This is a genomic window from Methylobacterium currus (assembly GCF_003058325.1).
Lineage (GTDB): Bacteria > Pseudomonadota > Alphaproteobacteria > Rhizobiales > Beijerinckiaceae > Methylobacterium > Methylobacterium currus.
Genome location: NZ_CP028843.1, coordinates 6,322,270 through 6,348,226, shown reverse-complemented (window position 1 = coordinate 6,348,226; position 25,957 = coordinate 6,322,270). Strand labels below are relative to the sequence as shown.

Below are 25,957 nucleotides of genomic sequence, written 5' to 3'. Positions count from 1 at the left end.
GCCCATTCGGTGCCGGTCTGGCAGATTGTAAAGGGTAGATTCTCACGCGCAAGTTCGGAGCAGGCTGCAGGTGTCCACGCAGCTTTGGTCTTTCACCTGTCGGGTACTGGCGCGGTCCGGGGATGAGCCAAGCAGGCTGTGCTTGGAGAACAAGCCGATCTGCATCGAGCCTACGGGTCCTACCTACCGGCCGATGACGATGTCCAGCGTTGAAACCCGTACCGCCACCACGTAGCTCGGTCCGCCTCGGGCGTGAGACTAACCCGCGTGGCGGCGTTCTGAGGCACGAGCTATCCCGTATCCGATGTCAGAACTTCGTCACGAGCGACTTATGTTCCGCCGCCAGCTTTGCCGGAGCGACCCAGAGCGGCGCAGAGATCGTTAGGTACGTTGCTGTTCCGGTGGATCTGTTCTTGACATCGAACTCGCGGAAGAAGCGCACATTCGTCGAGATCGGGATGTCGCCCAGCTTGAAGGTATAGCCAATCTGGGCACCGAGCGACGTGACTCGACCTTTGAACGGTCCGATCCTATTTCCCGAACCGCTGTCGCCAGTGAGCTGGTTGTAATAGTAGCCGACGAGACCGACCGACAATTCCTTGCTCAGGTACTTCGAGGCCGACCATTCCAGGTGGAACTCGGTGCCGGTGAGGTACTGGGTCGCCGGATTGATCCAGTTGAAAGTGATGCCCGGCACGACCGAGAGCTCGTAGCCGAGAACGGGATCGAGGTAGGTGAGCGCGCCACTGAGATCGATCGCCGGGCGATTGAGCGCGATATTGGACAACTGGCCGCTCTCGAAGCTGCCGGACGGCACGACGCCGAGGAGCGTGCCGCTCCAATGGAAGTTGCCGGAGTGCCAGCCCACGAACGAGGCAAGATAGATGTCGCCGACGTTGAAGTTGGCGTCCCGCTCGCGCCCGGCGATGATGCGGTCGATGCGCGGCGAGGCGAGGACCGCCCCGGCACTGATGTTGGGCGTACCGAATGGGATGGTGATGGAGAAGCCGAGATTGCCGCCTAGGATCTCCACGGGCGTGACCCAGATCGGCGTCGCGAATACGGCGCTCGTATCATTCTTAATGTTTGCGGCAACGACCCCGCCGCCTTCGAAAAGTCGGTTGCCGCCGAGGTTGCCCGAATAGTAGTACGTCTCGCTCTCGAAGTAGAAGCCCGGAGGTGGCGTCACGCCCGCGAGAGGACCGCGGTTGCCGAGAACGTAGATGCCCTGAGCATACTCGGCCGCCCGTGTACCCGGCGCGCCAAGTAGGCCCGTGGCGCAGGAGATCGCCAAAGCCAATTTCCGCCAAGCTCCGGACATGGCCGCGCCTCCGAAATCTCTGACGTTGCAGCGGGCTTCCACCGGCTGAACCGAATCGCAAAGGCCAAGCTTGCGCGAGCACATGCCATCCGCATTATCATTCTTTAATATTACGCGATGAACCGGCTATGAATTCGGTCATCGGCTCGGGTATCGGCGGAGAACATTCGTTTGGTGTGTCCCATACGATCAAGGCTGCTCTATCCACAATGATACAGTGACGCTGCCGGATCCATAGGATAGCCGGGTGACATCGCCAGTCAGGCCTGAAGCTGGCTTGGCTCCTCATTGCCGGGCTTTGCGCTGGCCTACGTCAGTCTCTGCGGACGGGCCAGGATCGTCCTCACTCGCAGGGTCTATCGAACCGGCTGCTCCGTCTCGCGTGGCGCCGTGGGCGGGCGATGCAGGATTTGTCGTCTTCACCCGGTGAACGTGCGGCACAGGCGAATTGCGCCAGACCGAAGTTCAGGATCGAGAAGGGTTCAAGCGATGACATCCGGGCTCGTCGAGGATGCCATTCACGCAACGAAGCCCGCTGATCGCCTCGGCATGTGGTGGATCCCCGGCGGGACCTTCCGAATGGGGTCGGACCGGCACTATCCCGAGGAAGCGCCGGTTCACCGGGTGGCGGTGGACGGCTTCTGGATGGACGAGAGCCCAGTCACGAACAGGCAATTCAGGCGGTTCGTTCAAGCCACCGGCTACCGTACCCTCGCCGAGATCCCACCGGATTCTAAGACCTATCCCGGCGCGCTGCCGCATATGCTCTTCGCTGGGTCGGTAGTTTTCGTGCCCCTGCGAGGGCCGGTCGATCTGCGTCACCATGGCCAGTGGTGGACGTTCCTGAAGGGAGCGAACTGGCGTCATCCCTACGGGCCGGGCAGCTCGCTCAAAGGGCTCGACGATCATCCGGTCGTGCACGTCGCGTTCCAGGACGCGGAGGCCTACGCCAACTGGGCCGGGCGCGCGCTGCCGACTGAGGCCGAGTGGGAGTTCGCTGCCCGCGGCGGACTCGACGGAGCGGAGTTTGCCTGGGGTGACGCGTTCGCGCCGGGCGGCCGTTTGATGGCGAACACCTGGCAAGGCGAGTTCCCGTACCTGAATACTGCCGACAGCTCGTTCCGGCGGACAACGCCGGTGGGCACCTTCCCACCGAATGGCTACGGCCTCGTCGATATGATCGGCAATGTCTGGGAGTTGACAGCCGACTGGTTCGCGCCGCGGCAAGCGGCCAACGCACCGAAGGCATGCTGCATTCCCGAGAACCCGCGCGGCGGGCGCGAGGTGGATAGCCTCGATCCTCGCACCCCGCAGTCACCGATCCCCCGCAAGGTGCTGAAGGGCGGCTCGCATCTCTGCGCGCCGAACTACTGCCGGCGCTATCGGCCCGCCGCTCGCCACCCCCAGCCGGTCGACACCTCCATGAGCCATGTCGGCTTCCGAACCATCATCAGGGAGAGGACTGAGCCATGAGCGTCGAGACGCACGAGGTGACTCAGGGAGGCCGAGAAGAAGGCAACGCTCTCAGCCGCCGCAACATTCTTCTCGCCGGGACGTCGGCCTTCGCGGCCGCCGCGCTGGTATCGCCCGCCTCGACCAGTTCCGTACAGGCCCAGCCACAGCCCCGGCAGCAATCGGCGGACGGGCAGAAGCCAAACATCCTCGTCATCATGGGCGACGACATCGGCATCTGGAACATCGGCGCCTATCACCGCGGCATGATGGCCGGACGCACGCCCCATCTCGACCGGATCGCCGCCGAGGGCATGCTGTTCACCGACTACTATGCCGAGGCGAGCTGCACGGCGGGCCGCGCGGCCTTCATCACCGGTGAGCTGCCGATCCGTACTGGCATGACCACGGTCGGTCAGGCGGGAGCGCCCATCGGCATTCCTGCGGAGGCCGTGACCATCGCCACCGCGCTGAAGGGGATGGGCTACGCCACAGGCCAGTTCGGCAAGAACCATCTGGGTGACAAGAACGAGTTCCTGCCGACGGTGCACGGCTTCGACGAGTTCTTCGGTTATCTCTACCACCTCGACGCGATGGAGGACCCGGCTCATCCCGCCTATCCGCAAGAGCTGCTGAACAGGGTCGGCCCGCGCAATATGGTTCATTCGTGGGCGACGAACGTCGACGACCCTACCGAGGACCCGCGCTGGGGCAGGGTCGGCAAGCAGCGCATTGAGGATGCTGGCACACTCTACCCGAAGCGGATGGAGACTGTGGACGAGGAGATCCGCGACCTCGCGGTCGGGTTTATCGACAAGGCAAAGGCCGAGGCCAAGCCGTTCTTCGTCTGGCTCAACCCGACCCGCATGCACGTCACCACGCACCTGTCGCCGAAATATCAGGGCATGCGCAACTCTCAGAACGACTGGAGCATTCAGGAAGCCGGCATGGCGCAGCTCGACGATGTCGTCGGCGCGATGATGAAGAAGCTGACGGACCTGGGGATCGACAATAATACCATCGTGGTGTTCACGACAGACAACGGGACGGAAGTTTTCACCTGGCCAGATGGCGGCCAGACGCCGTTTGCGCAGTCCAAAGGCACAGTCATGGAAGGCGGCTTCCGCGCGCCGGCAATGATCCGCTGGCCGGGCAAGGTACCAGCCGGGAAAGTCGAGAACGGCGTCATTTCCGGTCTCGATTGGTTCGCGACGCTTGTGGCAGCGGCGGGAAATCCGGACATCTCCGAGGAGCTGAAGAAGGGCAAGCAGATCGGCGATCAAACATACAAGGTGCATCTGGACGGCTATAACCAGATGGACCTAATCACCGGCAGGGGCCCGTCGAAGCGCAACGAAGTATGGTATTTCGGTGAGAGCGAGCTGGGAGCTGTCCGGATCGGCGACTATAAATACCGCTTCATTGATCAGCCCAGCGGGTGGCTCGGCGACAAGACGAAGCCCGACGTACCCTACATCACCAACCTCAGGCTCGACCCCTTCGAGCGGACTGGCTGGCCGGACGAGGGGACCAAGGCCGGCGCTCAGAACTACATGAGCTGGTTCCTGTACGAGTTCTGGCGATTCGTCTTTGTTCAGCAGGAGGTTGAGAAGCTCGCCATGACTGCCGTCGAGTTCCCGCCGATGCAGAAGGGCGCGAGCTTCAACCTCGAGGCGGTCAAGGCAAAGATCCAGGCCGCCAGGACCGCGATGGCGAAGTGAGGCTCGGACGCGGCGGCAGAGGGCGAGTGACTGGAAGTCGACGTCCATCAATGCCGCCGTCGGCCTTTAAATCTGAATTCGTCGTAATCCTAGCATATAAACCGCAATATGTCACATATTGATTTTTTGACCCAGGCGTACCCAGCCAACATAGTCGTTAATAATTGTGTTTTTATTGTTGTAAGTCAGATGTGCTGAAATTGTGCTTGGGTAGAATATTATTCGTACATAATATTCATGCGCGTACTCCCATCGCGCTAGAGGCCGAGCCAACTCCTTAGTCGAGGCTAGGCAATCATCGTCCAGCGACTGGTGATCATTCCAGACCACATGAGGCGGACATGAGGTGAACTCGGAGCCAAGACGGCATCACTCGCCGGACATAGCTGTCGGCCCTAGGGTCGAGACTCGATCAGCACCAGAACGCGATGGCGGCGGCCAGGGCGATGGCCGAAGCGAAGTTTCGTGCGAGATTGTCGTAGCGGGTGGCGATGCGGCGGAAGTCCTTGAGGCGGCAGAACACCGCCTCGACCCGCCAGCGGTCCCGATACCGCCGCTTGTCGAGGCGGATCTTGCGCTTGCGGGCGCGGGTGCCGGGAATGATCACGCTGTTGCCCTGCTGGCGCAGGTCCTTGCGCAGCCAGTCGGCGTCGTAGCCCTTGTCGGCGATGAGCCGGCGCACGCGCCCAGGCGCCTTGGCCAGGACGGCGGGTGCGGTCTTCACGTCGCTGGCGTTGCCGGGGGTGAGGTGGATGACGCTGGGGCGGCCGATCACATCGGCGAGGACGTGGATCTTGGTGGTCGGGCCCGCCCGCGAAGGGCCGATCGCCTGTTGGCGGGCCCCCCTTTTCCGCCGTGGGCGGCGCGCTGAGCTTTGATGTAGGTCGCGTCGAGGGCGGCCGCTTCGCCGGACCACCCAGCCTTGGCGAGAGCTTCCAGCATGCTGATCCAGAAGCGGCGGCGCGACCACCTGTTTGATCCCGCGATGTGGTGGTACATTTGACCACCATGCAGCGAGGGATGCGCTATGGGCCAAGTTCTCCACGGCAGCGCCCGCACGACGGAGGCGATCCGTCGGGCAATCCAAGCTCGTCAAGAGAGCGTGAGAGCCGCCGCCAAGCGCTACGGCGTCAGCCCGACGACGGTGCAGAAGTGGCGAGTTCGGCAGACGACAGCCGATGCCGCCATGGGGCCGAAGGAGCCCCGCTCGACGGTTCTGACACCGGAGGAGGCGGCGGTCATCGTCGCCTTCCGGCGGCATACCCTGCTGCCGCTGGACGACTGCCTCTACGGCCTGCAGCCCACCATCCCGCACCTGACCCGCTCCAGCCTGCACCGCTGCTTGGAGCGACACGGCATCAGCCGCCTGCCGGCGATGGAGGGCGACAAGCCCCAGAAGAAGCGCTTTGCCGAGTACGCCATCGGCTACATGCACATCGACATATTGCCGAGGTCAGGACAGAAGAAGGCAAGCTCTACCTCTTCGTCGCCATCGACCGAAACTCAAAACTGGCCTTTGCAAATCTGGAGGCGGAAGCCAATCGCTACACCGCATCGGACTTCTTACGTGCGCTGGTCGCGTTCGTGCCCTACCAGATCCATACGGTTCTCACCGACAACGGCGTCCAGTTCTGCCATGCCCCGCGCAACCGCTCAGGCCCGACAGCCCTCTACAGCCGGCACATGTTCGATCGTGTCTGCCACGAGCACGGCATCGAGCACCGCCTGACCAAGCCCAACCATCCGTGGACCAATGGGCAGGTCGAGCGGATGAACCGCACCATCAAGGACACCACCGTCAAGCGCTATCACTACGAGACCCACGAACAGCTCCGGGCGCACCTGCAGCTGTTCGTCGACGCCTATAACCATGCCCGTCGGCTGAAGACCTTGCGGGGCCTCACGCCCTACGAGCATGTCCTGCAGGCCTGGACGAAAGAGCCCGAACGCTTCAGGCTCGATCCGTCACACCACATCCCGGGACCATACACCTAGCCCTGCTACCGGCCCTGCCAGGAACCCTTGTCCCAGCTGCCGCACAAACAGGATCACCGACCCGATGCTCGCGCCGGAGACGCCGCGACAGCTCGAATACCTCGCCCCGGGCGAGCGCGACCTTGTCCGCGAGCACGCCAAGGAACGGCTCGTGGCGCTCGGCAGGCCGGTCCGCTCGAACCGGAAGGGGGCATAAGCATGAGCGCCCTGCTGCCGGTCGAGTTCATCTGGACGGGCGATGCGATGCAGCCGCTCGGCCGCTTCAGCGGCCTGTGCGACCGGCAGTTCGTCATCGGCGAGCGCTACATCCTCGTCGAGCAGGAAGAGCGCAGCAGCAAGTCGCACGCGCACTACTTCGCCTGCGTCCGGGATGGATGGTCGAGCCTGCCGGAGCACCTGGCTTACCGGTTCCCGACCCCGGACCATCTCCGGAAGTGGGCGCTGATCCGGGCCGGCTTTCGCGATGAGCAGACGTTCGTGGCGTCCTCAAAGGCGGAAGCGATCCGGATTGCTGCCTTCCCCCGCCCAGTCGACGACACCGCAGTGGTCCGCGTGAAGGATTCCGTCGTCGTGCGCTGGACGGCCAAGAGCCAGTCCAAGCGCGCCATGGGCCATGAGGATTTCCAGCGGTCGAAGGATGCGGTACTCGCCGTCATCGACGGGCTGATCGGCATCGCGCCCGGCACGCTATCCCGCGAGGCGGGGAGGGCCGCCTGAGATGGCCCGCACCAATTTCCCGAAGAAGGTGCAGCGCGCGGCCATCAAGCGCGCCGCCGGCCAGTGCGAGGGCTGCTATCGACCGGCGAGCGCTGCCCCTGCCGCATGCAGGTCGGCCGGTTCGAGTGGATCACGTCGTACCCGACGCCCTGGGCGGTCCGTCGATCCTCTCGAATGCCCAGGTGCTCTGCACCGACTGCCATGATCGCAAGACGCAGAACGACCGCATGCGGATCGATAAGGCCCTGCGCCTATCCGACGCCCACCACGGCATCAGGGATCCGCACGCGCGCCCGATCGCTGTCGGTCAGCCGCTGCCGCCGGGCAAGCCCGCGCGACGCGCCACGGCGCCGCTGACCAAGCCGCTCCCGCCGCGCCGATCCCTCTGTGTGTCGGAGCCCCGCTGATGCTGCGCGAAGTCATCGTCGACAGCTTCGCGGGCGGCGGCGCGTCCGAATACACCTCAGTACGCCATCGGTCCAAACTCGACCTTCTCACGCCGGGAGAGGAAGACCACGGCGATCTCATTGCGCCCGCGCCATACGACCCGACAGAGAAGGTAGTCTTTGGCGTCTTGCAACCGAAGAACGATCCTATCGTAAGGGCAAACGCCTGGATCAACGACAACGAGAGCACCAGAGCTTCTGACATCGCGCACATCGCACGAAATCGCCTTGCCTTTGCCCTCCACCCACAAGGCACAACGCCTCATCAGCGAATTCGATTTCAAACGCCCCAATTTACCTGCTCCCAACTCGATCCAACATCCAGTGATCGCTTGGTTTTTCTGAGATTTGTTCCAGACCCCTGGAATTTATTAGAGCGGATTGTTCAACAATCAAAATCCCCGCGCCGCGGCCTGATCGGCCGGAGTCGCAGCCGACACCGCGCACCTGACCTACCGCTCTTCGCCGCGGCAGCGATCGCCTTGTCCGTCTGGTCCGCTGATGTCATACAATCAGGATGCTCGCATATTTCAAATAGGTTTCAGCGGAAATATTCTGTAAATCTCTTCGAGGCTTTCTATAAAATTTCTGATGTACTCCGTAAAAAATATGCGTCTGCTCGTCTGAGACTACAGTCTCCAGATCAAAAATGTACCGATCCTCATCTTCAGATTCAAATATAATTTTAAAATATACAATTATTTAGCCAATATGACACTGGCGAACATGTTCTATGACTACGGCTTCAATTTCTGGCCACGTTTTACATTCTCGTTCCATCGGTGTAGCTCCAATACGTTAAGCCAATCAACATCAAACAACATGCAGAAATCAAATCAATTAAAAAATCAACAAGTAAACTTGGGCTCCGGAAAATGTGTTCAGGCCTAAGGTTAGATGTAGGTTACATTCTCACTCATGGGAATACGGCAAATAAATCAACTGCAATCGTTTGATCACCAACCCAATGCTGTCCCGCTCGGAGCCGTCCTACCTCGCAACGAGGCACAGCAATGCCCACCATCACCGTCCCCTGCGCCTCCTGCTCCGGTACCGGCTGGACCACCCACGAGGACCGGCACACCGAGACGAACCGGGACGTCCACATCACCTGCGGCGGGACCGGCCAGGTGCCGGCCCGTCCGGGCGAGAGCCGTGAGACCTCGTGGCCGTGGGCTGTGCCGGGCGCGCAGCAGGCCGGCGCAATTTCCATCCTCGAAGAGCGGATCAAGGCCAGCATCCGATATTTCGGCGATGGCGCCGCGATGCGGGCTGTCGTCCCTGCCGACAAGGCGGAGCACATCGCCGCCGCTCTCGCGGATCTTCTATCGGCAAGCACGGCGGAAGTGCCCGAGCACGCGATCGTGCAGGCCCGCCGCCTCGACGCCGGCGAAGCCGAGGAGCGGTTTCGGGGCGACCTTGCGGCGCTGTTCCTGAGCGGCCAAGGCGACGATGACCCGTGGGTGGGTCGGCGCTTCGAGGTCTCTTGGCTGCGAAGGGCACCAGCTACCAGGATCGCAGCGCGGGTTGGATGGATATCCCCTTCGACGATCCGACCGATGGCCCCGAGCGGCGTGACCGCGCGGCCGAGGATGTGTGTGAGGGCTATCAGGCAGACGGCGGCACCCTCGACGACTGGATCGCGATCGGCCGCTACACGTTCGGCCGCCCGGCCGGATTGCTCCCAAAGGTCCACTCCGCTCCGGCTGGCCGACGCCGCGCGACTCGCATTTCCTGGTGGCGGGATGTCGGCGGCCGGCCTGCGCCGTGAGGCGTCTCGAGGTCGGCTTGCCATCGAGAGGATCGCCGGGAAGGATTTCGCCACGCTCGCCGCGATCGAGCGGATGAGGATGCTATGCCACGTCCCGCCAAAAACCCTCGTCTCTACCTCGTCCCCGCTCGCCGCGACGCCACCGGTCGCGTCACCCGCGCCGCCCGTTGGGTCATCCGGGACGGTGCCAAGATGTACCCCACAGGATGCGGCGAAGGCGACGTTGCAGGCGCTCATCAAGCCCTCGCCGACGACCTCCGCGCGGCGCACCGGCCGGCGCGCAGTCAACGTGGTCTCGATGAGATCTCCCTTGCCGACGTCATAAGCATCGACGCGACCGACCACGTCGCTCGTCACCCCGACAAGAAGCGCGTCGCCAAGCGCCTCGAGCGGGTGCCGGCTTGGTGGGGGAGCAAGACGCTGGCCCAGGTCACGGGCGCGACCTGCCGGGCCTAGGTTGCATCCCGTCCATCGCCCGGCGGCGCTCGGCGGGATCTGCAAGACCTCTCGGCAGCGATCGGACACCACCACCGGGAGGGCTATCACCGCGAGCTCGCGAAGGTGGCGCTGCCGAAGAAGGGCGAAGCGTGCGGGCGCTGGCTGTCGCGCTCGGAGGTCGCCCGGCTGGTCTGGACCGCCTGGCGGGTTCGGGAGGGAGATCGGCCGGGCGGCAGCGACGGCAAGCCGGCGAAGATCGGCAACACGACCACGGGTCGGTACACGATGCGCCATCTCGCCCGGTTCATCCTGCTCGCCTGCTCGACCGCGAGCCGCCCCGGCGCGGTGCTGACGGCGAGCTGGGAGGCGGCGGCCGGCCGATCCTCTCTCGATCTCGTCCGAGGCGTGTACTACCGGCTCCGCGAGGGGGCCCAGCAGACGAACAAGCGGCAGCCGCCGGTGCGCCTGCCGCCGTCGATCCTGGCGCATCTGCGCCGGTGGCGCCGGATGGCCAGCGGGGTGCGGGCCGAGGCCGAGCGCCCCGGGCTGCCGGGGGAGGGTGGACACTATGTCGTCGAGTGGCGCGGGGAGCCGGTCGCGCGCGTGAAGGTCGGGTTCGCGAACGCCGTCGCGCTCGCGGGGCTGGGGATCTCGCCGCACACGCTCCGGCACTCGGTCGTGACGCACCTCATGCACCAGGGGGTTCCGGCGTCGGAGGTCGCAGGGTTCGCCGGCATGGGTGAAGCAGTGCTCCTGCGGCACGACGCTCACCACCACCCCGACCATATGGGCGAAGCTGTCGCCGCTATGAGCGGGCGACAGAAACGCTACAGATTGACGTGAACCGATCGCGAACGTTCCGCGACTATCGCGGGCGCTCTGCATTGATTTCGTTGAGAGAAATAGGTGAGCCGGACGTTATGAGCGGTCGGCACTAACCATCGAGCTACAGGCCCTTGGCCTTCGTCTGAGATCCCTGACGGTCGCCGGCAATCGCTCCGACGGCAGGGACCGGGACGCAAACTCTGCCGGTAGGTACCTGGGGAGCGAGGCCGCGGCAAACCCCTCGCGCAGGTTCGGGAGCCGGCGGCACGACGTCGGCCGGGCTCGCGGATTGCGGTCCTCCCCGGTCGAGAGGATCATCGCGCGGCCTGCTCCGTACCCGGCGACGATGCAAATCCCATCGTGTCCTTCTCCGCGTCGCCCATTGGCGCGCCCACGCGCACCAGCGGGCGGCGGTCGGTTTGGGGAGCCGCCGGCAGGGCAGCCTCGGGCTGCGCGCAGAACAGCCCGATCGTATCCTTCTCCGGGTTTCCCGTGGTCGGACCGACGCGCATCGGCAGATAGAGCGGGCAGCGGGCTGATGCAGCGACCACACAGCCAACCGTCAGCAACGCCGCGAGCGGCGCAGCGAGCAGGCGCATTGATCCCTCCCGGAATCTTGATGAATGTCTACATGGCGAGCGACTGCCTGATTCCAGCGGTCGACTGCATGTCATCTATCGGCTATTTCGGATCCGGCCGCGTCATCAGAGTGAAGGACGCTGGCGGATTGTCCGGGATGACGAAAATGGAAGGATCGGTGTGAGCGGCACCGCTTCCGGCGTCGTGATCGGTCACGAGCGGCGCCGGCCCGACGGGCGGCTCCGTCGCCGCTGCCCCGCCTCCGAGTTGCACGGCCGTGCCGTGCCCTCCTCGCCATGCGGGTCGGTGCGCTCAGCGCGACGCCCTCTCGCGGGGGGGCGGTGCCAGCGTACCTCGACCGGGGATCCGCCTCAGCGCCCGGAGGCGGCTCGGCTCGGCGGGGCATCGTCGACCGCGAGGGTGCCGAGATAGGTCTCGACCACCCGGGCGTCGCCCTGCAGCGTGCGGCTGTCGCCCTGGAGCACCACGCTGCCGCCGTCGAGGACGTAGCCCTGATCGGCGATCTGGAGCGCCGCGCGGGCATTCTGTTCGACGAGGAGGATCGCAACCCCCTCGTCGCGCAGGCGCGCGACGGTGCGCATCACCTCGGCGACGATGAGCGGGGCCAGGCCGAGGCTCGGCTCGTCGAGCATCAGGAGGCGCGGGCGGCCCATCAGGGCGCGGGCCATGGCCAGCATCTGGCGCTCGCCGCCCGACAGCGTGCCGGCCTGCTGGCGCCGGCGCTCGGCAAGGCGGGGGAAGAGCCGGTACATCTCCTCCAGGTCGCCGCCGCCGCCGGTGTTGCGGAACCGGAACGCGCCGAGCTTCAGGTTGTCCTCGACACTCATGGTCGAGAACAGCTCGCGGCGCTCCGGGATCAGGCTCAGTCCTTGCGCGACCCGCGCCTCGACGGGCAGCCGCGTCAGGTCGCGCCCCTCGAAGCGGATGCGGCCGCGGGCCGGCAGCACCCCCATCAGGGCGTTCAGCAGCGTCGTCTTGCCGGCGCCGTTGGCGCCCAGCACCGTGACGAGCCGCCCGGGCTCGACCGTCAGCGACACGCCCCGCACCGCCTCGACCTTGCCGTAGGCGACGCTGAGGTTCTCCGCTTCGAGCATCGCTTGCGTCATGCGGCGCTCCCCAGATAGGCCTCGACCACGGCGGGATCGCGGCGCACCGCCGCCGGCGCGCCCTCGCACAGCTTGGCGCCGAAATTCATCACCACCAGCCGGTCGGCGAGCCCCATCACGAAATCCATGTCGTGCTCGACGAGCAGGATGCCCAATCCCTCCTGGCGCAGGCGGCGCAAGAGGTCGCTCAAGCCCTGCTTCTCCTGGTGGCGTAACCCTGCGGCCGGCTCGTCGAGGAGGAGCAGCCGGGGGCCGAGACAGAGCGCCCGGGCGATCTCGACGATGCGCTGCTGGCCCAGCGCCAGGCTGCCGGCCGGCAGGTCGCGGCAGGCGGACAACCCCACCCGGTCGAGCTGGCGGTCGGCCTCGGCGAAGAGCGCCGCCTCCTCCGCCGCGTCGAGGCCGAGCGCCCCGCGGAACGGGCCCGCGGAGCCGCGCAGATGGGCGCCGAGCGCCACGTTCTCGATCACCGACATGCCGGCGACGAGCTTGACGTGCTGGAAGGTGCGGGCGCAGCCGAGCCGGGCGATGCGCCGGGCCGGCAGGCCGGCGACGTCGCGGCCGCTCAAGCGCACCGCCCCGGCGGTGAGGCGCGCAACCCCGGTGACGAGGTTGAAGGTGGTGCTCTTGCCCGCGCCGTTGGGCCCGATCAGCGCCACCACCTCGCCGGCCTCGACTTGGAAGCCGATATCGTTGACGGCGACGAGGCCGCCGAAGGTCTTTCTGAGGTTCGCGGCCTCCAGCAGCACCGTGCCGGGCGTGGCGGCCGGGCGGGGGGGCAGGGGTTCGGGTGCCTGCCCGCGGTCGGGCGGCGCGGCGGTCGTGCGGCGGACGATCAGCGGCCACAGGCCGTCAGGGGCGCGCTGGAGCATCAGCACCAGCAGGATCCCGAACACGATCGCCTCGAAGTTGCCTTGCGCGCCGAAGACGAGCGGCAGCACGTTCTGGAGCTGGTCCTTCAGCACCGTCACCAGCACCGCACCGAAGACGCCGCCGCCGATCGAGCCGGCGCCGCCGATCACCGCCATCAGCAGGTACTCGATGCCCGCATTGATGCCGAACGGCGTCGGGTTGATGGCGCGCTGGATGTGGGCGTAGAGCCAGCCCGACAGGGCCGCCAGCATCGCCGCGTAGACGAAGGCGACGATCTTCACCCGCGCGGTGTCGACCCCGAACGATTCCGCCGCCACGACCCCGCCCTTGAGGGCCCGGATCGCCCGGCCGGTGCGCGAGCGCAGCAGGCGGTGCGTCAGCCACAGGCTCAGGGCCAGGAAGCCCCAGGTGAGCAGCAGGGCCTCGCCGCCGCCGAGGACGGGATGGCCGAGCACGCTGATCGGCGGCAGGCCGGTCAGGCCGTCGTAGCGGCCGAGCGCGTCGGTGTTGCCCAGCACGTAGAAGAACGAGATGTTCCAGGCGATCGTGCCGAGCGGCAGGTAATGGCCCGAGAGCCGCAGCGTGATCGCGCCGATGATCCAGGCGGCGGCGGCCGAGAGCAGCAGGGCCGCCGGCAGGGACAGCCAGGGCGAGAGCCCGCCCTGCGTGGTCAGAAGCGCCGTCGCGTAGGCGCTGATGCCGACGAACATCGCCTGCCCGAAGGAGGTGATGCCCGCGACGCCCGTCAGCACCACGAGGCCGGTGACCACGATGGCCGAGAGCCCCGCATAGGTCAGCAGCGTGAGCCAGAACGGCGGCACGCCGGGCAGGACGGGGAGGGCGACGATCAGGAGGGCGGTCAGGCCGGCCAGCAGACGGGTGGGCATCTTACTCCTCGTCCTCGATCGGGGCCGAGCGCAGGGAGCGCCAGAGCAGGACCGGGATGATCGCCATGAACACGATCACCTCCTTGAAGGCGCTGGCTTCGAAGGAGGCGACGGATTCGATGATGCCGACGAGGATCGCGGCGGCGGCCGCCGCCGGATAGCTCGCCAGGCCCCCGATGATCGCGGCGACGAAGCCCTTGAGGCCGATGAGGAAGCCGGTGTCGTAGTAGACGGTGGTGAGCGGCGCGATCAGCACGCCCGACAGCGCGCCGATGAAGGCCGCGACCGAGAAGCTGAGCCGGCCGGCGAGCGAGGGCGCGATGCCCATCAGCCGGGCGCCGAGCCGGTTCACGGCGGTGGCGATCAGCGCCTTGCCGAGCAGCGTGCGCGAGAAGAACAGCCAGAGCGCCACGATGATCGCGAGCGTCAGACCGATCATCCACAGCGACTGCCCGCTCACCAGCAGGGGGCCGGCGGGGAACGAGGCGTCCGAGAGGGGCGGGGTGCGCGAGCCTTCCGCGCCGAAGAAGACGAGGCCGAGGCCGGTCAGGGCCAGATGCACGCCGACCGACGCGATCAGCAGCACCAGCACCGAGGCGTGGGCGAGCGGCCGGAACGCCACCGCATGCAGGAAGCCGCCCATCGGCGTCACGATGGCGAGGGTCAGCAGGATCTCGACCACGAGGCCGGGCTTCATCGGCGCGAGGAGCCAGGCGGCGAGCGCAACCACCGCCGGCAGGGCGAGGTCGCGCGCCCCGAGGCGCAGCAGGGTCCGCCCGTCGAGGGTGTGGCGCGCCTCGGCGCAATCCGCCAGGAAGGCGAGGCCCCCCAGCCCCAGGAGCAGCGGCACGGTGCCGGGCAGGGTGCCGGCCTCCAGGCTCGCCAGGGTCAGTGCCCCGTAGGCGACGAACTCGCCCTGCGGGATCAGGATCACCCGCGTGACGGTGAAGACCAGGACCAGCGACAGGGCGATGAGCGCGTAGATCGCGCCGTTCACGACGCCGTCCTGAAGGAGGAGAAGGAGGATCGTGGCGTCCACGGGGGATGGCTCTGGGCGTCTTCAGGAATGTCTTGATTGAGATTGATCCCGCGCGCAGCCTCAGTTGCGAGGTGCGGACGAGAGAAGATCGCGAAGCCTCGAAGAACGGGCGCGGCGACCTCACGTGGCTTCCGCTTGATCCATCCGAAGACATCCGGGGGGCGTCCCCCTCTCCCGTGTGGGAGAGGGGATCCCGCGCTTCACCGAATTCCTGAACAGACGAAGGCGGCGGCCCCAGCCGTCAGTTCGTCGCCGACAGCAGCTTCCACTTCCCGTTCTCGATCGTCACCATCACGCGGGCGCGGTCGTCCTGGCCGACATGATCGGTCGGGGTCATGGTGACGACGCCGTTGGTGTAGACGACCTCCTTCAGCCCCTCGATCGCGTCGCGGAGCGCGGCGCGGAATTCGGGGGTGCCGGGCTTGGCGGTCTTGAGCGCGACGGGGATCGCGTTCGCCAGCATCACCTCGGCGTCGTAGGCGTGGCCGCCGAAGGTTGCGAGCGAGCCTGCACCGAACTTCGCCTCGTAGGCCTTGGTGTAGTCGAGGGCGACCTTGCGCACCGGGTTCGACTCCGGCAGCTGCTCGGCCACCAGCAGGGGGCCGGCGGGCAGCACCGTGCCTTCCAGGTCCTTGCCGCCGACGCGCAGGAAGTCGGCATTGGCGACGCCGTGGGTCTGATAGTACTTGCCGGCGTAGCCGCGCTCCTTGAGCGTCTTCTGCGGCAGCGCCGCGGGGGTGCCGGAGCCGGCGATCAGCACCGCGTCGGGACGCGCCGCCATCACCTTCAGCACCTGGCCGGTGACGCTGGTATCGGTGCGGGCGTAGCGCTCGGTGGCGGCGAGCTTGATGCCCTTGGCCTCGAGCCGGGGCGTGACCTCGGACAGCCAGCCGTCGCCGTAGGCGTCGTTGAAGCCGATGAAGCCGACGGATTTCACCCCTGCCTTGGCCATGTGGGCGGCAATCGCCTCGGCCATCAGGGCGTCGTTCTGCGGCGCCTTGAAGACCCAGCGGCGCTTGTCGTCCATCGGGGCGACGATCTTGGAGGAGGCGGCGAGGCTGATCAGCGGCACCTTGGCCTCGGCCGCGACCTCGATCAGCGCCAGCGAGACCGGCGTCACCGAGGAGCCGACGATGGCGTCGACCTTGTCGTCGCTGGCGAGCTTGCGCGCGTTGGCGACGCCCTTGGTGGTGTCGGTCGCGTCGTCGAGGACGATCCACTCGACCTTCTGGCCGCCGATCTCCGTCGGCAGCAGCGTCACGGTGTTGGCCTGCGGGATGCCCAGCGAGGCCGCCGGTCCGGTCTTGGCGATGGTGACGCCGATCTTGATCGGCTGCGCCAGCACGGGGCCGGCCAGCACGGTGCCGGCGAGGGCGAGCGCCCGGACGATGCGCTTCATGTCGATCTCCTCCCTTCGGGGCCGCGCCGGTTGGGACCCGGTCGCTGGCGTCACGGGCCTCTGTGAGCCCGCCCGGTCGTGCTTTGCAATCCCGCGCTGCGTTCGTCCACCCTGGCGTTCGGCTAACGGCGCGCGCGTTTGACTTCGCCCGCACAGCTTTATAATTTACCGTCCGGTTGGTCAATAGATCGCGCCGGCGGGGAGACCCGACATGGCGCGACGGGGAGGGCACACCATGAGTGAGGCAAAAGGCGAGACGAGCGACGCTCTCGTGCTGACGGAGCGCCATGCGGGCTACAGGGTTCTGGTTCTCAACCGGCCCGACCGGCTCAATGCCTTCAACGAGCCGCTCCACCTCGCCCTGCGCGCGGCCTTGAGCGACGCCGCCGCCGATCCGAACTGCCGGGCGCTGATCCTCACCGGGGCCGGCCGCGGGTTCTGTGCCGGCCAGGACCTCGCCGCCCGCAACTTCGCGCCGGACGTCGAGCCCGACCTCTCGCGCACCCTCGACGAATTCTACAACCCGCTGGTCAAGCAGATCCGCGATTTGCCGATGCCGCTGATCTGCGCCGTCAACGGCGTGGCGGCCGGGGCCGGCGCCAGCCTCGCCTTCCACGGCGACCTCGTGCTCGCGGCACGCTCCGCCAAGTTCCTGCAGGCCTTCGCCAAGCTCGGGTTGATCCCGGATGCCGGCGGCACCTGGCTGCTGCCGCGCCTCGCCGGCCGGGCCCGGGCCCGCGGCATGGCGCTGCTCGCCGAGCCGATCACCGCCGAGCAGGCGGAATCCTGGGGGATGATCTGGCGGGTGATCGACGAGGCCGCGCTGATGGCGGAGGCGCATCGCCTCGCCGCGCAGCTGGCGCAGGCGCCGACCTACGGCCTCGCCCTGATCCGCCGCGCCCTCGACGCCTCGGAGACGAACGACCTCAAAGCCCAGCTCGACGTCGAGCGCGACCTTCAGGGCGAGGCCGGGCGCTCGCCCGATTACCGCGAGGGCGTGGCGGCCTTCCTGGAGAAGCGCCCGGCGCGCTTCACCGGCCGCTCGCGATGACACCGCAGGAGACGGCCCGCGCCTGTGCGGCGGCGATGTGGGCGGAGGACCGGGCGAGCCAGGGGCTCGGGATGCGCCTCGACCATGCCGGTCCAGGCGAGGCGGTTCTGTCGATGCGGGTGCGCGACGACATGGTGAACGGCCACGGCTCCTGCCACGGCGGCTTCATCTTCGCGCTCGCCGATTCGGCCTTCGCCTTCGCGTGCAATGCCTACGACCAGCGGGCGGTGGCGCAACATTGCGCGGTGACCTTCCTGCGCCCGGGGAAGCGCGGCGAGGTGCTGACCGCTCGCGCCGTCGAGCGGGTGCGCGGGGGCCGCTCCGGACTCTACGACGTGACGGTGACGGACCCGGAAGGGCAGGTGGTGGCGGAGTTCCGCGGGCATTCGCGCACCGTGCCGGGAACGGTGCTGGCGGGGGAGGGTGGGTCGGCTCCCGGTCGAACGGAGCCGGCGTGAATGCGTCACCCGCTCATCCCACCCGCGACCTCATCCTGAGGTGGCTGGTTGGGATGAACCGATAGGTTCGTGCAAGCAGCAATCAAAAAAACATCACAGGGAGAAGACGCCATGCTCCAGATCGCCCCCCGCAAGCTCGCCCGCATGGTGCCGGAGGCCTCCGAGCTCGACCGGTTCGAGACCGCCTCGCGGGCCGAGCTCGCCGCCTGGCAGCGCGAGAGGCTGCGCGAGACGTTGCATCACGCCTACGCCAACGTGCCCCATTACCGCGCCGCCTTCGACGCCGCCGGGGTGCACCCGCGCGACTTCTCCGACCTGCCCGACCTCGCCCGCTTCCCCTTCACCGCCAAGGCCGACCTGCGGGCGAACTATCCCTTCGGCATGTTCGCGGTGCCGCGCGAGCAGGTGGCGCGCATCCACGCCTCGTCGGGCACCACCGGCAAGCCGACTGTGGTCGGCTACACCAAGGCCGACATCGACATCTGGGCCGACGTGGTCGCGCGCTCGATCCGGGCGGCGGGCGGGCGGCCCGGGATGCTGATCCACGTCGCCTACGGCTACGGGCTGTTCACCGGGGGGCTCGGGGCCCATTACGGCGCCGAGCGCCTCGGCTGCACGGTGATCCCGATGTCGGGCGGGATGACCGAGCGCCAGGTCCAGCTGATCCAGGACTTCAAGCCCGACATCATCATGGTGACGCCGTCCTACATGCTGGCGATCCTCGACGAGTTCCGCCGCCAGGGGCTCGACCCGCGCGCCTCCTCGCTCAAGGTCGGCATCTTCGGGGCCGAGCCCTGGACCAACGCGATGCGCCAGGAAATCGAGGAGGCGTTCGACCTGCACGCCGTCGACATCTACGGGTTGTCGGAGGTGATGGGGCCGGGCGTGGCGAGCGAGTGCGTCGAGACGAAGGACGGGCTGCACATCTGGGAGGATCACTTCTACCCGGAGATCGTCGACCCGCGGACAGGCGAGGTCCTGCCGGACGGGGCGGAGGGCGAGCTGGTCTTCACCTCGCTCACCAAGCAGGCGATGCCGGTGATCCGCTATCGCACCCGCGACCTGACCCGGCTCCTCCCCGGCACCGCCCGGGCGATGCGGCGGATGGAAAAAATCACCGGGCGCTCCGACGACATGATGATCGTGCGCGGGGTCAACGTCTTCCCGAGCCAGATCGAGGAGAAGATCCTCACCATCCCGGCCCTTTCGGCCCATTACCAGGTGGTGCTCTCCCGCGAGGGCCGGCTCGACACCATGACGATCCGCGTCGAGGCGCGACCGGAGGCCGACATCGCCGATTTGCGCGAGGCCGCCGCCGACCGGCTCTGCCACGCGGTCAAGGACACGATCGGCATCACCGCCACGGTCGAGGTGCTGCCGTCGGGAGGCATCGAGCGCTCCCTCGGCAAGGCCCGCCGCGTCATCGACCAGCGCCCCCGGGACTAGCGTTACGAGCGACGAGACCCCATGGCCCGCACCCGCGCCAACGACTACGACGACAAGCGCCGGGCGATCCTCGATCGCTCGGCCGAGCTCTTCGCCGCCCACGGCTACGACCGCGCCTCGATGAGCCGGATCGCCGAGGCCTGCGGCGTCTCGAAGGCGAACCTGTATCACTATTATCGCGACAAGGACGAGATCCTGTTCGACGTGATCCGGCTGCACCTCGAGGAGCTGCTGGAGGCCGTCGAGGCCGCCGACCGTCCGGGCCTCGCCCCGGAGCCGCGCCTGCGCAGCCTCGCGGGCGCGCTGCTCGAGGCGTATCGGGACGCCGACGCCCAGCACAAGGTGCAGATCAACCATCTGGGCCTGCTCTCGCCCGAGCGGCAGGCGGAGGTGAAGGCGAGCGAGCGCGAACTCGTGCGCCTGTTCTCCGAGGCGATCGCCGGGGTGGCGCCGCATCTGGCCGGCACGGCGTTGCTCAAGCCCGTGACCATGTCGTTCTTCGGCATGGTCAACTGGCACTATCTCTGGTTCCGGCCCGGAGCGGGGCTGACCCGGGCGGATTATGCGGACCTCGTCACGCGGCTGATCGCCGAGGGCGCGCGGGGGATCGCCGGGGAGCGGGCGCCGGAGATCAGGGTCGTGGGGGGGTGAGTTTCCCACCTGCCGTCGCGCGCATCCTCCTCTCCCCGCGGGCCACAGACTTGTCCCGGGAAATCCATCTCAAAGTCAGGCGCGGGATCCCCTCTCCCACACAGGAGAGGGGGGAGACCCCCGACACCTCTTTTTCCGGACAGCCCTGCTCCTGCGGGCAGAAGAGACGTTCGTGCCTCGTCACGTCACGCCGCGACGCGGAACTCCTCCGCCGGGAGGGCGCTCGTCACCTGCTGCCCGGTCGCCCGCACCATTCCGCTCGCGCCGTCGAGCGCGCCCGGCACGAGGTCGAGGGCCAGGAACCGCTCCGGCGCGTAAGGGCCGGGCAGGCCCAGGGTCCCGACCCGCTCATGGGTGAAGCCGAAGCGGGCGTAGTAGGGCGCGTCGCCCACCAGGATCACGGCCCGGTGGCCGAGCGCGGTGGCGCGGGACAGGGCCTCGCGCATCAGCCTGTTGCCGATGCCGAGCCCGTGGAGCGCCGGATCGACGGCGATCGGGCCGAGCATCAGGGCGGGTGTTCCACCTGCCTCGACGTCCCACAGGCGCACGGTGGCGACCAGGCGGCCGTCCATCTCGACCACCAGGGCGAGGCCGTCCGACGGAAGGCGCCCCTCGCGCAGGCGCTCGCAGGTCTTGGTGAAGCGGGCCTCGCCAAAGCAGACGTCGAGCAGGTGCTCGCGGGCGACACAATCGGCGGCGCGCTCGTCGCGGATCTGGATCACGGCCGTACCCTCCCGATACTGACAGAAAACGGGCAAAGGACAGCCCTCGCACCCGCCGCGACGCGGCGGGCCGTCCGGGACTTGGGATGATGTGGAGGCGCGAACGCGCCGGGGCCCGATAGAACGGGAGACCCGGCGCATCGTTCCGGTATTCGGCGCCCTCGGAGGGCGCCGAATGATCAGATCACGTAGGACTGGAGCGGCGGGAAGCCGTTGAACGCCACCGCCGCGTAGGTGGTGGTGTAGGCGCCCGCGCCCTCGATCAGCACCTTGTCGCCGATCGCCAGCGAGACCGGCAGCGGGTACGGGGTCTTCTCGTAGAGCACGTCGGCCGAGTCGCAGGTCGGACCGGCCAGCACGCACGGCACCGTGCGGTCCTCGTCGTGGTCGGTGAGGATGCGGTAGCGGATCGACTCGTCCATCGTCTCGGCGAGGCCGCCGAACTTGCCGATGTCGAGATAGACCCACCGCACCTCGTCCGCGGCGTCGGACTTCTGCGAGACGAGGACGACCTCGGCCTCGATCATGCCGGCATTGCCGACCATGCCGCGGCCCGGCTCGATGATCGTCTCGGGCAGCTGGTTGCCGAAATGCTTGGTCAGCGCCCGGAAGATCGCGTCGCCGTAGGACTCCACGCCCGGCACCGCCTTGAGGTATCGGGTTGGGAAGCCGCCGCCCAGGTTCACCATCGAGAGATGGATGCCGCGGATGGCGCATTCGCGGAAGATCATCGAGGCCGAGGCGAGCGCCCCGTCCCAGGCTTCCGTGTTGCCCTGCTGCGAGCCGACGTGGAACGACACGCCATAGGCGTTGAGCCCCGCCCGGTAGGCGTGCTCGAGCACGTCCACCGCCATTTCCGGCACGCAGCCGAACTTGCGCGAGAGCGGCCACTCGGCGCCAGCGCCGTCGCACAGGATGCGGCAGAACACCTGCACGTCCTCGCGGGCGACCTTGACCGCATCGGCGGCGCGGGCGATCTTGTCGACCTCGGCCTGGCAGTCGACGGCGAAGAGCCGCACGCCGAGCTGGAGGGCGCGGGCGATGCAGCGCTCCTTCTTGATGGTGTTGCCGAACGACACGCGGTCGGCGGTGGCACCGGCCGACAGGGCCATCTGGATCTCAACCACCGAGGCGGTGTCGAAGCAGGAGCCCATCTCGGCGAGCGTGCGCAGCACCTCGGGAGCCGGGTTCGCCTTGACGGCGTAGAACACGCGGGTGTCCGGCAGGGCACGGGCGAAGGCGGTGTAGTTGTCGCGCACGACGTCGAGGTCGAGGACCATCACGGGACCCTCGTCCCGGCCGAGCTCGCGGCGCACGCGCAGGAAATCGCGGATGCGATCGGTCATGATCAGCCCCACCAAAGGTTCGAGAGGGCTCCCGCGGGAACCCGAAGTCGAGATCAAGACGGCGCGCGTCGGCCGTCCGGCGTCAGGGGGCGATGCGGCGCGGCGCGGACGTGCTGTGGAGACACGCCGTGCGACGCGGGCACAGAGCACCCGGAAGCTGCCTTTGCTTGGAACGGGGTAACCCGATCCGCACTCGGGGCAAGGAGAAACAAGCCTCTTCGGTGTCGGCCTTTGGAGGGCAGACGAGACCAAAAAAGCCCGTTCGTCGTTGCTTTAAGCTGCGTCCCCCGTGGAGAGCGGGGTTCGCCGGTTTTGCCTCCGGCTGCCGGTTGTTGTCGGGGTCCGGTGTCGCCACCTGGATGCCGGCCGGAGGGATCCACCCTTCCCGACCATCGATCCTTTAAGACCCCTGGCGGCTGTCCGGCCTCTTGTCCGGATGCCCACCAACCGGCACGCGGCCACAGGCACGTGCGAAATTGGGCAAGGCGGTAGATACGGACCATGGCCCTCCGCCGCAAGCCCTCATGTGCCGATTTCCGCCGGATTTCCCCATGGTGGCGCGGGAGACACGGTGGGCTCGTCGCCCCCCGGAGCCTTCGCAGGGCGGGGCCCTTCTCAATCGGCGCCGGACGGGCCATTCAGCGCGGCGACGCGCACGCGCGTTCAGGACGCGCACCTTATGTTCCGGACCACCATGACCCTCGCACCCTCGCGCCGCGCGCTCCTCGCCGGCCTGCTCTCCTCCGCCGCCCTCAGCCGGGTAGCCTCCGCCCAGGTCGGGCCGACCCAGCCCGGCCCGAGCGCCCTGCCGCCGCCGGACCCGGGACCGGCCCCGTCCGGCCCGTCGCGCTTCCGCTTCGACGAGGTGGTGCGCCGGGCGCGCGCCCTCGCGGGTGTGCCGTTCGAGGCCACGATCGCGCCGCTGCCGGCGCCGCTCGCCTCGCTCGACTACGACGCCTGGCGCGACATCCGCTTCCGGCCCGACAAGGCGCTGCTCGGTGACCAGGACGGGCCGTTCCGGCTCCAGCTGTTCCATCTCGGCTTCCTCTACACCCGCCCGGTCACCGTGAACGTGGTGCGGGACGGAGTGCCGACGCCGATCCCCTACCAGCCCGGCCTGTTCGATTACGGCCGCACCACCATCGACAAGCCGCTGCCGGTCAATCTCGGCTTCGCGGGCTTCCGGCTGCATTACCCGCTCAACAAGCCCGGCGTGCTCGACGAGCTGATCTCGTTCCTGGGCGCCAGCTACTACCGCTTCCTCGGCCGCGACCAGCTCTACGGGCTCTCGGCCCGGGGCCTCGCGGTGAACGTCGAGAGCGTCGGCGGGCCGGAGGAATTCCCGGTCTTCCGCGAGTTCTGGATCGAGATGCCGCCGAAAGGCGCCGACCGGGCGGTGATCTACGCCCTGCTCGACGGGCCGTCCTGCACCGGGGCGTTCCAGTTCCTGGTCTATCCGGGCGACGAGACGGTCGTCGACGTGCGCTGCTCGCTGCATCCGCGCCGGGAACTGGCGACGGTCGGCATCGCGCCTCTGACCTCGATGTTCTTCATCGGCGAGAACGACCGCCACCACTCGGACGATTACCGTCCCGAGCTGCACGATTCCGACGGGCTCCTGATGCAGTCCGGCGGCGGCGAGTGGATCTGGCGCCCCTTGCGCAACCCGAAGGAGCGCTGGATCTCCGCCTTCGAGGACCGCAACCCGAAGGGTTTCGGGCTGATGCAGCGCGACCGGGTGTTCGAGGATTACCAGGACCTCGAGGCGTTCTACCACCGCCGCCCGGGCTACTGGGTCGAGCCGCAGGGCGAGTGGGGCGAGGGCACGGTGCGCCTCGTCGAGCTGCCGACCGAGAACGAGACCCACGACAACATCGTGGCCTCCTGGCAGCCGAAGCAGCCCTACAAGCCCGGCGAGGCGGTGGAGCTGTCCTACAAGATCCGGGCGCTCGCCGAGACCGACGACCTGCATCCCGGCGGCCGGGTGGTGAACACCTACGTGGCCCGTGCCACGGCGAGCGGCGGCACCGCCGATGCGAGCGAGCCGCGCACGCGGCGCTTCCTCGTCGACTTCTCGGGCGGCGACCTCGCCTACTGGCTCACCGACCCGAAGGCGGTCGAGATCGTGCCCTCGACCACGCAGGGCAAGATCACCGCGATCTCGCTGGTGCCCAACCTGCACGTGAAGGGCTTTCGCGCGGCGATCGACGTCCGGCTCGACCAGGCCGGGCAATCGACCGAGTTGCGCGCTTTCCTGCGTGCCCGCGGCCAGACCCTGACCGAGACCTGGACCTATCCGTGGAAGGCCGCGTGAGCGGTCATCCCACCCGGTCGCCGGCCGTCACGATCCGGCCGGCGCTCCGTGAAGACCTCGACGCCCTGATGGCCCTCGAGGTCGCGGCCTTCGCCACCGACCGGGCGGAGCGCCGGGCGATCCGCCACGCCATCGGCTCAGCCTCGATCTCGCTCCTCGTCGCCCTCGACGGCGCGGTGCTGGTCGGAGCCGCCACGATCGAGCGCCGCCGCGGCAGCCGCCACGCCCGCCTGTCCTCGATCGCCGTGGCGCCGAGCCGGGCCGGGACCGGCCTCGGCCGGGTGCTGCTCGAGGCCGCCGAGGCCGAGGCCCTGGCCCGGGGCTGTGAGACTCTGCGCCTGGAAGTCCGCGAGGATAACGGCGCCGGCATCCGCCTCTACGAGCGCAGCGGCTATCGCCGCTTCGAGACCGTAGAGGACTGTTATGCGGACGGCACCACCGCCTGGCGCTACGAGAAGAACCTCGGCGAGGGGGAGGGCGGCTGAGGCGTCCCGCCTGGTCCGTCCTGGTACAACCACCCTGCGAGCGGGACGGGTCGCAATACCACCGGATCCGTTTTCCCTAGCGACATGTGCCGTAACGGCATGGTTTCCAATCGGTTGCCGTTGGCACGCCCGTCGCAGAGTTCCCGGTGACCGAGGCACGGCGTGCCTCACTCCGGGATCTTTGGGAGAAGGTGACAGCCATGGCCCTGACCAACGCCGATTTCCGCCGGATGGTTGGCGAGAGCCGTAACCATGCCGTCCGGGCGCTCCCGCCCCTGACCCTGCCCGACCGGATGCCGCAGCGTTTCGCGCCCGAGTCGCGTCCGCTCGTCCACCTCGATTCCCGCGACGTGCGCACCATCGAGATCGTCTGGGCGCCGGAGCCGGCGCCGTCCGGTAGCCGCCTCGTCGGCGGCCTCGCCCTCGTCGCCAAGGTGCTGGCCCTGCCGGCGCTGCTCGTCGGCAGCCTCTACGCTCAGCCCGCCTACGAGTGCCAGAGGCAGAAGAGCCGCGGGATGCTGTATTACGGGACTACCATACAGATGTGCGTGAGCGAGCGCATGGCCGAGCGCGTCGGGAGCGTGCGGGACTTCGTGGGCCGGTCGCTGCGGTCGATGTGAGGCAGCAATCTGTTCGAGTGGCCGCCAGAGCGGCGCCCGATCGCGTTGCAATCGGGCGCCGCTCTAGGTCTTCGATTCCGCCGCGTTGTCTGCGACGAACCGGTGTCCACGTCGTCGGAAAACGCTTTAGGGATTTTACGTCCACCACGTCATCCCGGGTTCCGCTGCGCGGCCCCGGGATGACGCGGAGAGTATTGATACTGTCGAGCAACTCCATGGCCACGCGCACTTGGTCGTTCAGACTTGGCGCTCGCTCCGGAGAGGGTGGATGAAG

General features: G+C 67.6%; 24 protein-coding genes and 2 pseudogenes. 17 read left to right on the top strand and 9 right to left on the bottom strand.

Going from position 1 to position 25,957, the window contains the following annotated elements; all coding sequences use genetic code 11:
- Nucleotides 1-307: 307 nt before the first annotated feature.
- Nucleotides 308-1,321, bottom strand: a complete 1,014-nt coding sequence (locus DA075_RS29145; protein WP_099956169.1) for a SphA family protein — start codon at nt 1,319-1,321, stop codon at nt 308-310.
- A 489-nt stretch (nt 1,322-1,810) separates the two neighbouring features.
- On the opposite strand from DA075_RS29145, the gene DA075_RS29140 reads away from it, so the two are divergent.
- On the top strand, nt 1,811-2,794 hold the full coding sequence (locus tag DA075_RS29140) for a formylglycine-generating enzyme family protein (RefSeq protein ID WP_244936430.1): 984 nt from the start codon (nt 1,811-1,813) through the stop codon (nt 2,792-2,794).
- On the top strand, nt 2,791-4,494 hold the full coding sequence (locus tag DA075_RS29135) for an arylsulfatase (RefSeq protein ID WP_099956168.1): 1,704 nt from the start codon (nt 2,791-2,793) through the stop codon (nt 4,492-4,494). The genes DA075_RS29140 and DA075_RS29135 overlap by 4 nt, the downstream gene beginning before the upstream one ends.
- A 412-nt stretch (nt 4,495-4,906) precedes the next feature.
- On the opposite strand, the pseudogene DA075_RS29130 reads toward DA075_RS29135, so the two are convergent.
- Nucleotides 4,907-5,469 (bottom strand): annotated as a pseudogene (locus DA075_RS29130) (IS5 family transposase); the annotation flags it as partial.
- A gap of 52 nt (nt 5,470-5,521) precedes the next feature.
- Between DA075_RS29130 and DA075_RS29125 the strand changes: the two are divergent.
- The 8 genes and pseudogenes from DA075_RS29125 to DA075_RS29105 all read left to right on the top strand — a co-directional run bounded on the left by DA075_RS29125 (nt 5,522) and on the right by DA075_RS29105 (nt 10,704).
- Nucleotides 5,522-6,489: pseudogene (locus tag DA075_RS29125) on the top strand (IS481 family transposase).
- A gap of 64 nt (nt 6,490-6,553) precedes the next feature.
- Nucleotides 6,554-6,685, top strand: coding sequence for a hypothetical protein (locus DA075_RS38270; RefSeq protein ID WP_276330920.1), 132 nt, complete (start codon nt 6,554-6,556; stop codon nt 6,683-6,685).
- A 2-nt stretch (nt 6,686-6,687) separates the two neighbouring features.
- Nucleotides 6,688-7,206 (top strand): hypothetical protein, encoded by a 519-nt coding sequence (locus DA075_RS29120; protein ID WP_099956167.1) that lies wholly within the window; start codon nt 6,688-6,690, stop codon nt 7,204-7,206.
- Between the two features lie 125 nt (nt 7,207-7,331).
- Complete coding sequence (locus DA075_RS36825) at nt 7,332-7,613, top strand: HNH endonuclease (protein WP_164712511.1); 282 nt, start codon at nt 7,332-7,334, stop codon at nt 7,611-7,613.
- Nucleotides 7,613-8,335: a hypothetical protein gene (locus tag DA075_RS36145; protein WP_123834480.1), complete on the top strand. Its 723-nt coding sequence runs from the start codon at nt 7,613-7,615 to the stop codon at nt 8,333-8,335. The genes DA075_RS36825 and DA075_RS36145 overlap by 1 nt, the downstream gene beginning before the upstream one ends.
- An 803-nt stretch (nt 8,336-9,138) precedes the next feature.
- Complete coding sequence (locus DA075_RS36820) at nt 9,139-9,423, top strand: hypothetical protein (protein WP_164712510.1); 285 nt, start codon at nt 9,139-9,141, stop codon at nt 9,421-9,423.
- Between the two features lie 84 nt (nt 9,424-9,507).
- On the top strand, nt 9,508-9,879 hold the full coding sequence (locus DA075_RS36815; protein WP_164712509.1) for a hypothetical protein: 372 nt from the start codon (nt 9,508-9,510) through the stop codon (nt 9,877-9,879).
- Between the two features lie 105 nt (nt 9,880-9,984).
- Nucleotides 9,985-10,704, top strand: a complete 720-nt coding sequence (locus tag DA075_RS29105) for a site-specific integrase (protein ID WP_174800131.1) — start codon at nt 9,985-9,987, stop codon at nt 10,702-10,704.
- A gap of 296 nt (nt 10,705-11,000) precedes the next feature.
- Here the strand turns inward: DA075_RS29105 and DA075_RS29100 are convergent, their stop codons facing one another.
- The 5 genes from DA075_RS29100 to DA075_RS29080 form a co-directional block, all read right to left on the bottom strand.
- Nucleotides 11,001-11,285: a hypothetical protein gene (locus DA075_RS29100; RefSeq protein ID WP_099956165.1), complete on the bottom strand. Its 285-nt coding sequence runs from the start codon at nt 11,283-11,285 to the stop codon at nt 11,001-11,003.
- 351 nt (nt 11,286-11,636) lie between these two features.
- Nucleotides 11,637-12,392 (bottom strand): ABC transporter ATP-binding protein, encoded by a 756-nt coding sequence (locus tag DA075_RS29095; protein WP_099956164.1) that lies wholly within the window; start codon nt 12,390-12,392, stop codon nt 11,637-11,639.
- A complete protein-coding gene (locus tag DA075_RS29090) occupies nt 12,389-14,152 on the bottom strand; it encodes a branched-chain amino acid ABC transporter ATP-binding protein/permease (RefSeq protein WP_099956163.1) in 1,764 nt (587 codons plus the stop codon). Before DA075_RS29090 ends, DA075_RS29095 begins: the two co-directional genes overlap by 4 nt.
- Before the next feature lies 1 nt (nt 14,153).
- On the bottom strand, nt 14,154-15,191 hold the full coding sequence (locus tag DA075_RS29085) for a branched-chain amino acid ABC transporter permease (RefSeq protein WP_099956162.1): 1,038 nt from the start codon (nt 15,189-15,191) through the stop codon (nt 14,154-14,156).
- 241 nt (nt 15,192-15,432) lie between these two features.
- Complete coding sequence (locus DA075_RS29080) at nt 15,433-16,590, bottom strand: ABC transporter substrate-binding protein (protein ID WP_099956161.1); 1,158 nt, start codon at nt 16,588-16,590, stop codon at nt 15,433-15,435.
- A gap of 235 nt (nt 16,591-16,825) precedes the next feature.
- On the opposite strand from DA075_RS29080, the gene paaG reads away from it, so the two are divergent.
- The 4 genes from paaG to DA075_RS29060 all read left to right on the top strand — a co-directional run bounded on the left by paaG (nt 16,826) and on the right by DA075_RS29060 (nt 20,196).
- Entirely contained in the window at nt 16,826-17,641 is an 816-nt protein-coding gene (gene paaG, locus DA075_RS29075; RefSeq protein ID WP_099956160.1) for a 2-(1,2-epoxy-1,2-dihydrophenyl)acetyl-CoA isomerase PaaG, read from the top strand.
- Nucleotides 17,638-18,099, top strand: coding sequence for a hydroxyphenylacetyl-CoA thioesterase PaaI (gene paaI / locus DA075_RS29070; RefSeq protein WP_099956159.1), 462 nt, complete (start codon nt 17,638-17,640; stop codon nt 18,097-18,099). The genes paaG and paaI overlap by 4 nt, the downstream gene beginning before the upstream one ends.
- A 111-nt stretch (nt 18,100-18,210) precedes the next feature.
- Complete coding sequence (gene paaK, locus DA075_RS29065) at nt 18,211-19,545, top strand: phenylacetate--CoA ligase PaaK (protein ID WP_099956158.1); 1,335 nt, start codon at nt 18,211-18,213, stop codon at nt 19,543-19,545.
- 21 nt (nt 19,546-19,566) lie between these two features.
- Nucleotides 19,567-20,196: a TetR/AcrR family transcriptional regulator gene (locus tag DA075_RS29060; protein WP_099956157.1), complete on the top strand. Its 630-nt coding sequence runs from the start codon at nt 19,567-19,569 to the stop codon at nt 20,194-20,196.
- A 185-nt stretch (nt 20,197-20,381) separates the two neighbouring features.
- On the opposite strand, the gene DA075_RS29055 is transcribed toward DA075_RS29060, so the two are convergent.
- Together DA075_RS29055 and DA075_RS29050 are read right to left on the bottom strand one after the other, a co-directional pair.
- On the bottom strand, nt 20,382-20,918 hold the full coding sequence (locus DA075_RS29055) for a GNAT family N-acetyltransferase (RefSeq protein ID WP_099956156.1): 537 nt from the start codon (nt 20,916-20,918) through the stop codon (nt 20,382-20,384).
- 179 nt (nt 20,919-21,097) lie between these two features.
- Complete coding sequence (locus DA075_RS29050; RefSeq protein WP_099956873.1) at nt 21,098-22,264, bottom strand: type III PLP-dependent enzyme; 1,167 nt, start codon at nt 22,262-22,264, stop codon at nt 21,098-21,100.
- Nucleotides 22,265-22,943: 679 nt separating this feature from the next.
- On the opposite strand from DA075_RS29050, the gene DA075_RS29045 reads away from it, so the two are divergent.
- The 3 genes from DA075_RS29045 (at nt 22,944) to DA075_RS29035 (ending at nt 25,683) form a co-directional block, all read left to right on the top strand.
- Nucleotides 22,944-24,578 carry an OpgD/OpgG family glucan biosynthesis protein gene (locus tag DA075_RS29045; protein ID WP_420813090.1) on the top strand — a complete coding sequence of 545 codons (1,635 nt, stop codon included), beginning with the start codon at nt 22,944-22,946 and terminating at the stop codon, nt 24,576-24,578.
- The gene (locus DA075_RS29040; protein ID WP_244936428.1) at nt 24,575-25,063 is read left to right on the top strand and encodes a GNAT family N-acetyltransferase; all 489 of its coding nucleotides are present in this window, start codon (nt 24,575-24,577) and stop codon (nt 25,061-25,063) included. Before DA075_RS29045 ends, DA075_RS29040 begins: the two co-directional genes overlap by 4 nt.
- Nucleotides 25,064-25,263: 200 nt before the next feature.
- Nucleotides 25,264-25,683: a hypothetical protein gene (locus DA075_RS29035; RefSeq protein ID WP_099956155.1), complete on the top strand. Its 420-nt coding sequence runs from the start codon at nt 25,264-25,266 to the stop codon at nt 25,681-25,683.
- Nucleotides 25,684-25,957: the final 274 nt, after the last annotated feature.

What these genes read in the sequence shown, in the direction of transcription:
- DA075_RS29145 (WP_099956169.1), bottom strand. Translation starts at nt 1,321, where the DNA reads ATGTCCGGAGCTTGGCGGAAATTGGCTTTGGCGATCTCCTGCGCCACG.
- DA075_RS29140 (WP_244936430.1), top strand. Translation starts at nt 1,811, where the DNA reads ATGACATCCGGGCTCGTCGAGGATGCCATTCACGCAACGAAGCCCGCT.
- DA075_RS29135 (WP_099956168.1), top strand. Translation starts at nt 2,791, where the DNA reads ATGAGCGTCGAGACGCACGAGGTGACTCAGGGAGGCCGAGAAGAAGGC.
- DA075_RS38270 (WP_276330920.1), top strand. Translation starts at nt 6,554, where the DNA reads ATGCTCGCGCCGGAGACGCCGCGACAGCTCGAATACCTCGCCCCGGGC.
- DA075_RS29120 (WP_099956167.1), top strand. Translation starts at nt 6,688, where the DNA reads ATGAGCGCCCTGCTGCCGGTCGAGTTCATCTGGACGGGCGATGCGATG.
- DA075_RS36145 (WP_123834480.1), top strand. Translation starts at nt 7,613, where the DNA reads ATGCTGCGCGAAGTCATCGTCGACAGCTTCGCGGGCGGCGGCGCGTCC.
- DA075_RS36815 (WP_164712509.1), top strand. Translation starts at nt 9,508, where the DNA reads ATGCCACGTCCCGCCAAAAACCCTCGTCTCTACCTCGTCCCCGCTCGC.
- DA075_RS29100 (WP_099956165.1), bottom strand. Translation starts at nt 11,285, where the DNA reads ATGCGCCTGCTCGCTGCGCCGCTCGCGGCGTTGCTGACGGTTGGCTGT.
- DA075_RS29095 (WP_099956164.1), bottom strand. Translation starts at nt 12,392, where the DNA reads ATGACGCAAGCGATGCTCGAAGCGGAGAACCTCAGCGTCGCCTACGGC.
- DA075_RS29090 (WP_099956163.1), bottom strand. Translation starts at nt 14,152, where the DNA reads ATGCCCACCCGTCTGCTGGCCGGCCTGACCGCCCTCCTGATCGTCGCC.
- DA075_RS29080 (WP_099956161.1), bottom strand. Translation starts at nt 16,590, where the DNA reads ATGAAGCGCATCGTCCGGGCGCTCGCCCTCGCCGGCACCGTGCTGGCC.
- paaG (WP_099956160.1), top strand. Translation starts at nt 16,826, where the DNA reads ATGAGTGAGGCAAAAGGCGAGACGAGCGACGCTCTCGTGCTGACGGAG.
- paaI (WP_099956159.1), top strand. Translation starts at nt 17,638, where the DNA reads ATGACACCGCAGGAGACGGCCCGCGCCTGTGCGGCGGCGATGTGGGCG.
- paaK (WP_099956158.1), top strand. Translation starts at nt 18,211, where the DNA reads ATGCTCCAGATCGCCCCCCGCAAGCTCGCCCGCATGGTGCCGGAGGCC.
- DA075_RS29060 (WP_099956157.1), top strand. Translation starts at nt 19,567, where the DNA reads ATGGCCCGCACCCGCGCCAACGACTACGACGACAAGCGCCGGGCGATC.
- DA075_RS29050 (WP_099956873.1), bottom strand. Translation starts at nt 22,264, where the DNA reads ATGACCGATCGCATCCGCGATTTCCTGCGCGTGCGCCGCGAGCTCGGC.
- DA075_RS29045 (WP_420813090.1), top strand. Translation starts at nt 22,944, where the DNA reads ATGTTCCGGACCACCATGACCCTCGCACCCTCGCGCCGCGCGCTCCTC.
- DA075_RS29035 (WP_099956155.1), top strand. Translation starts at nt 25,264, where the DNA reads ATGGCCCTGACCAACGCCGATTTCCGCCGGATGGTTGGCGAGAGCCGT.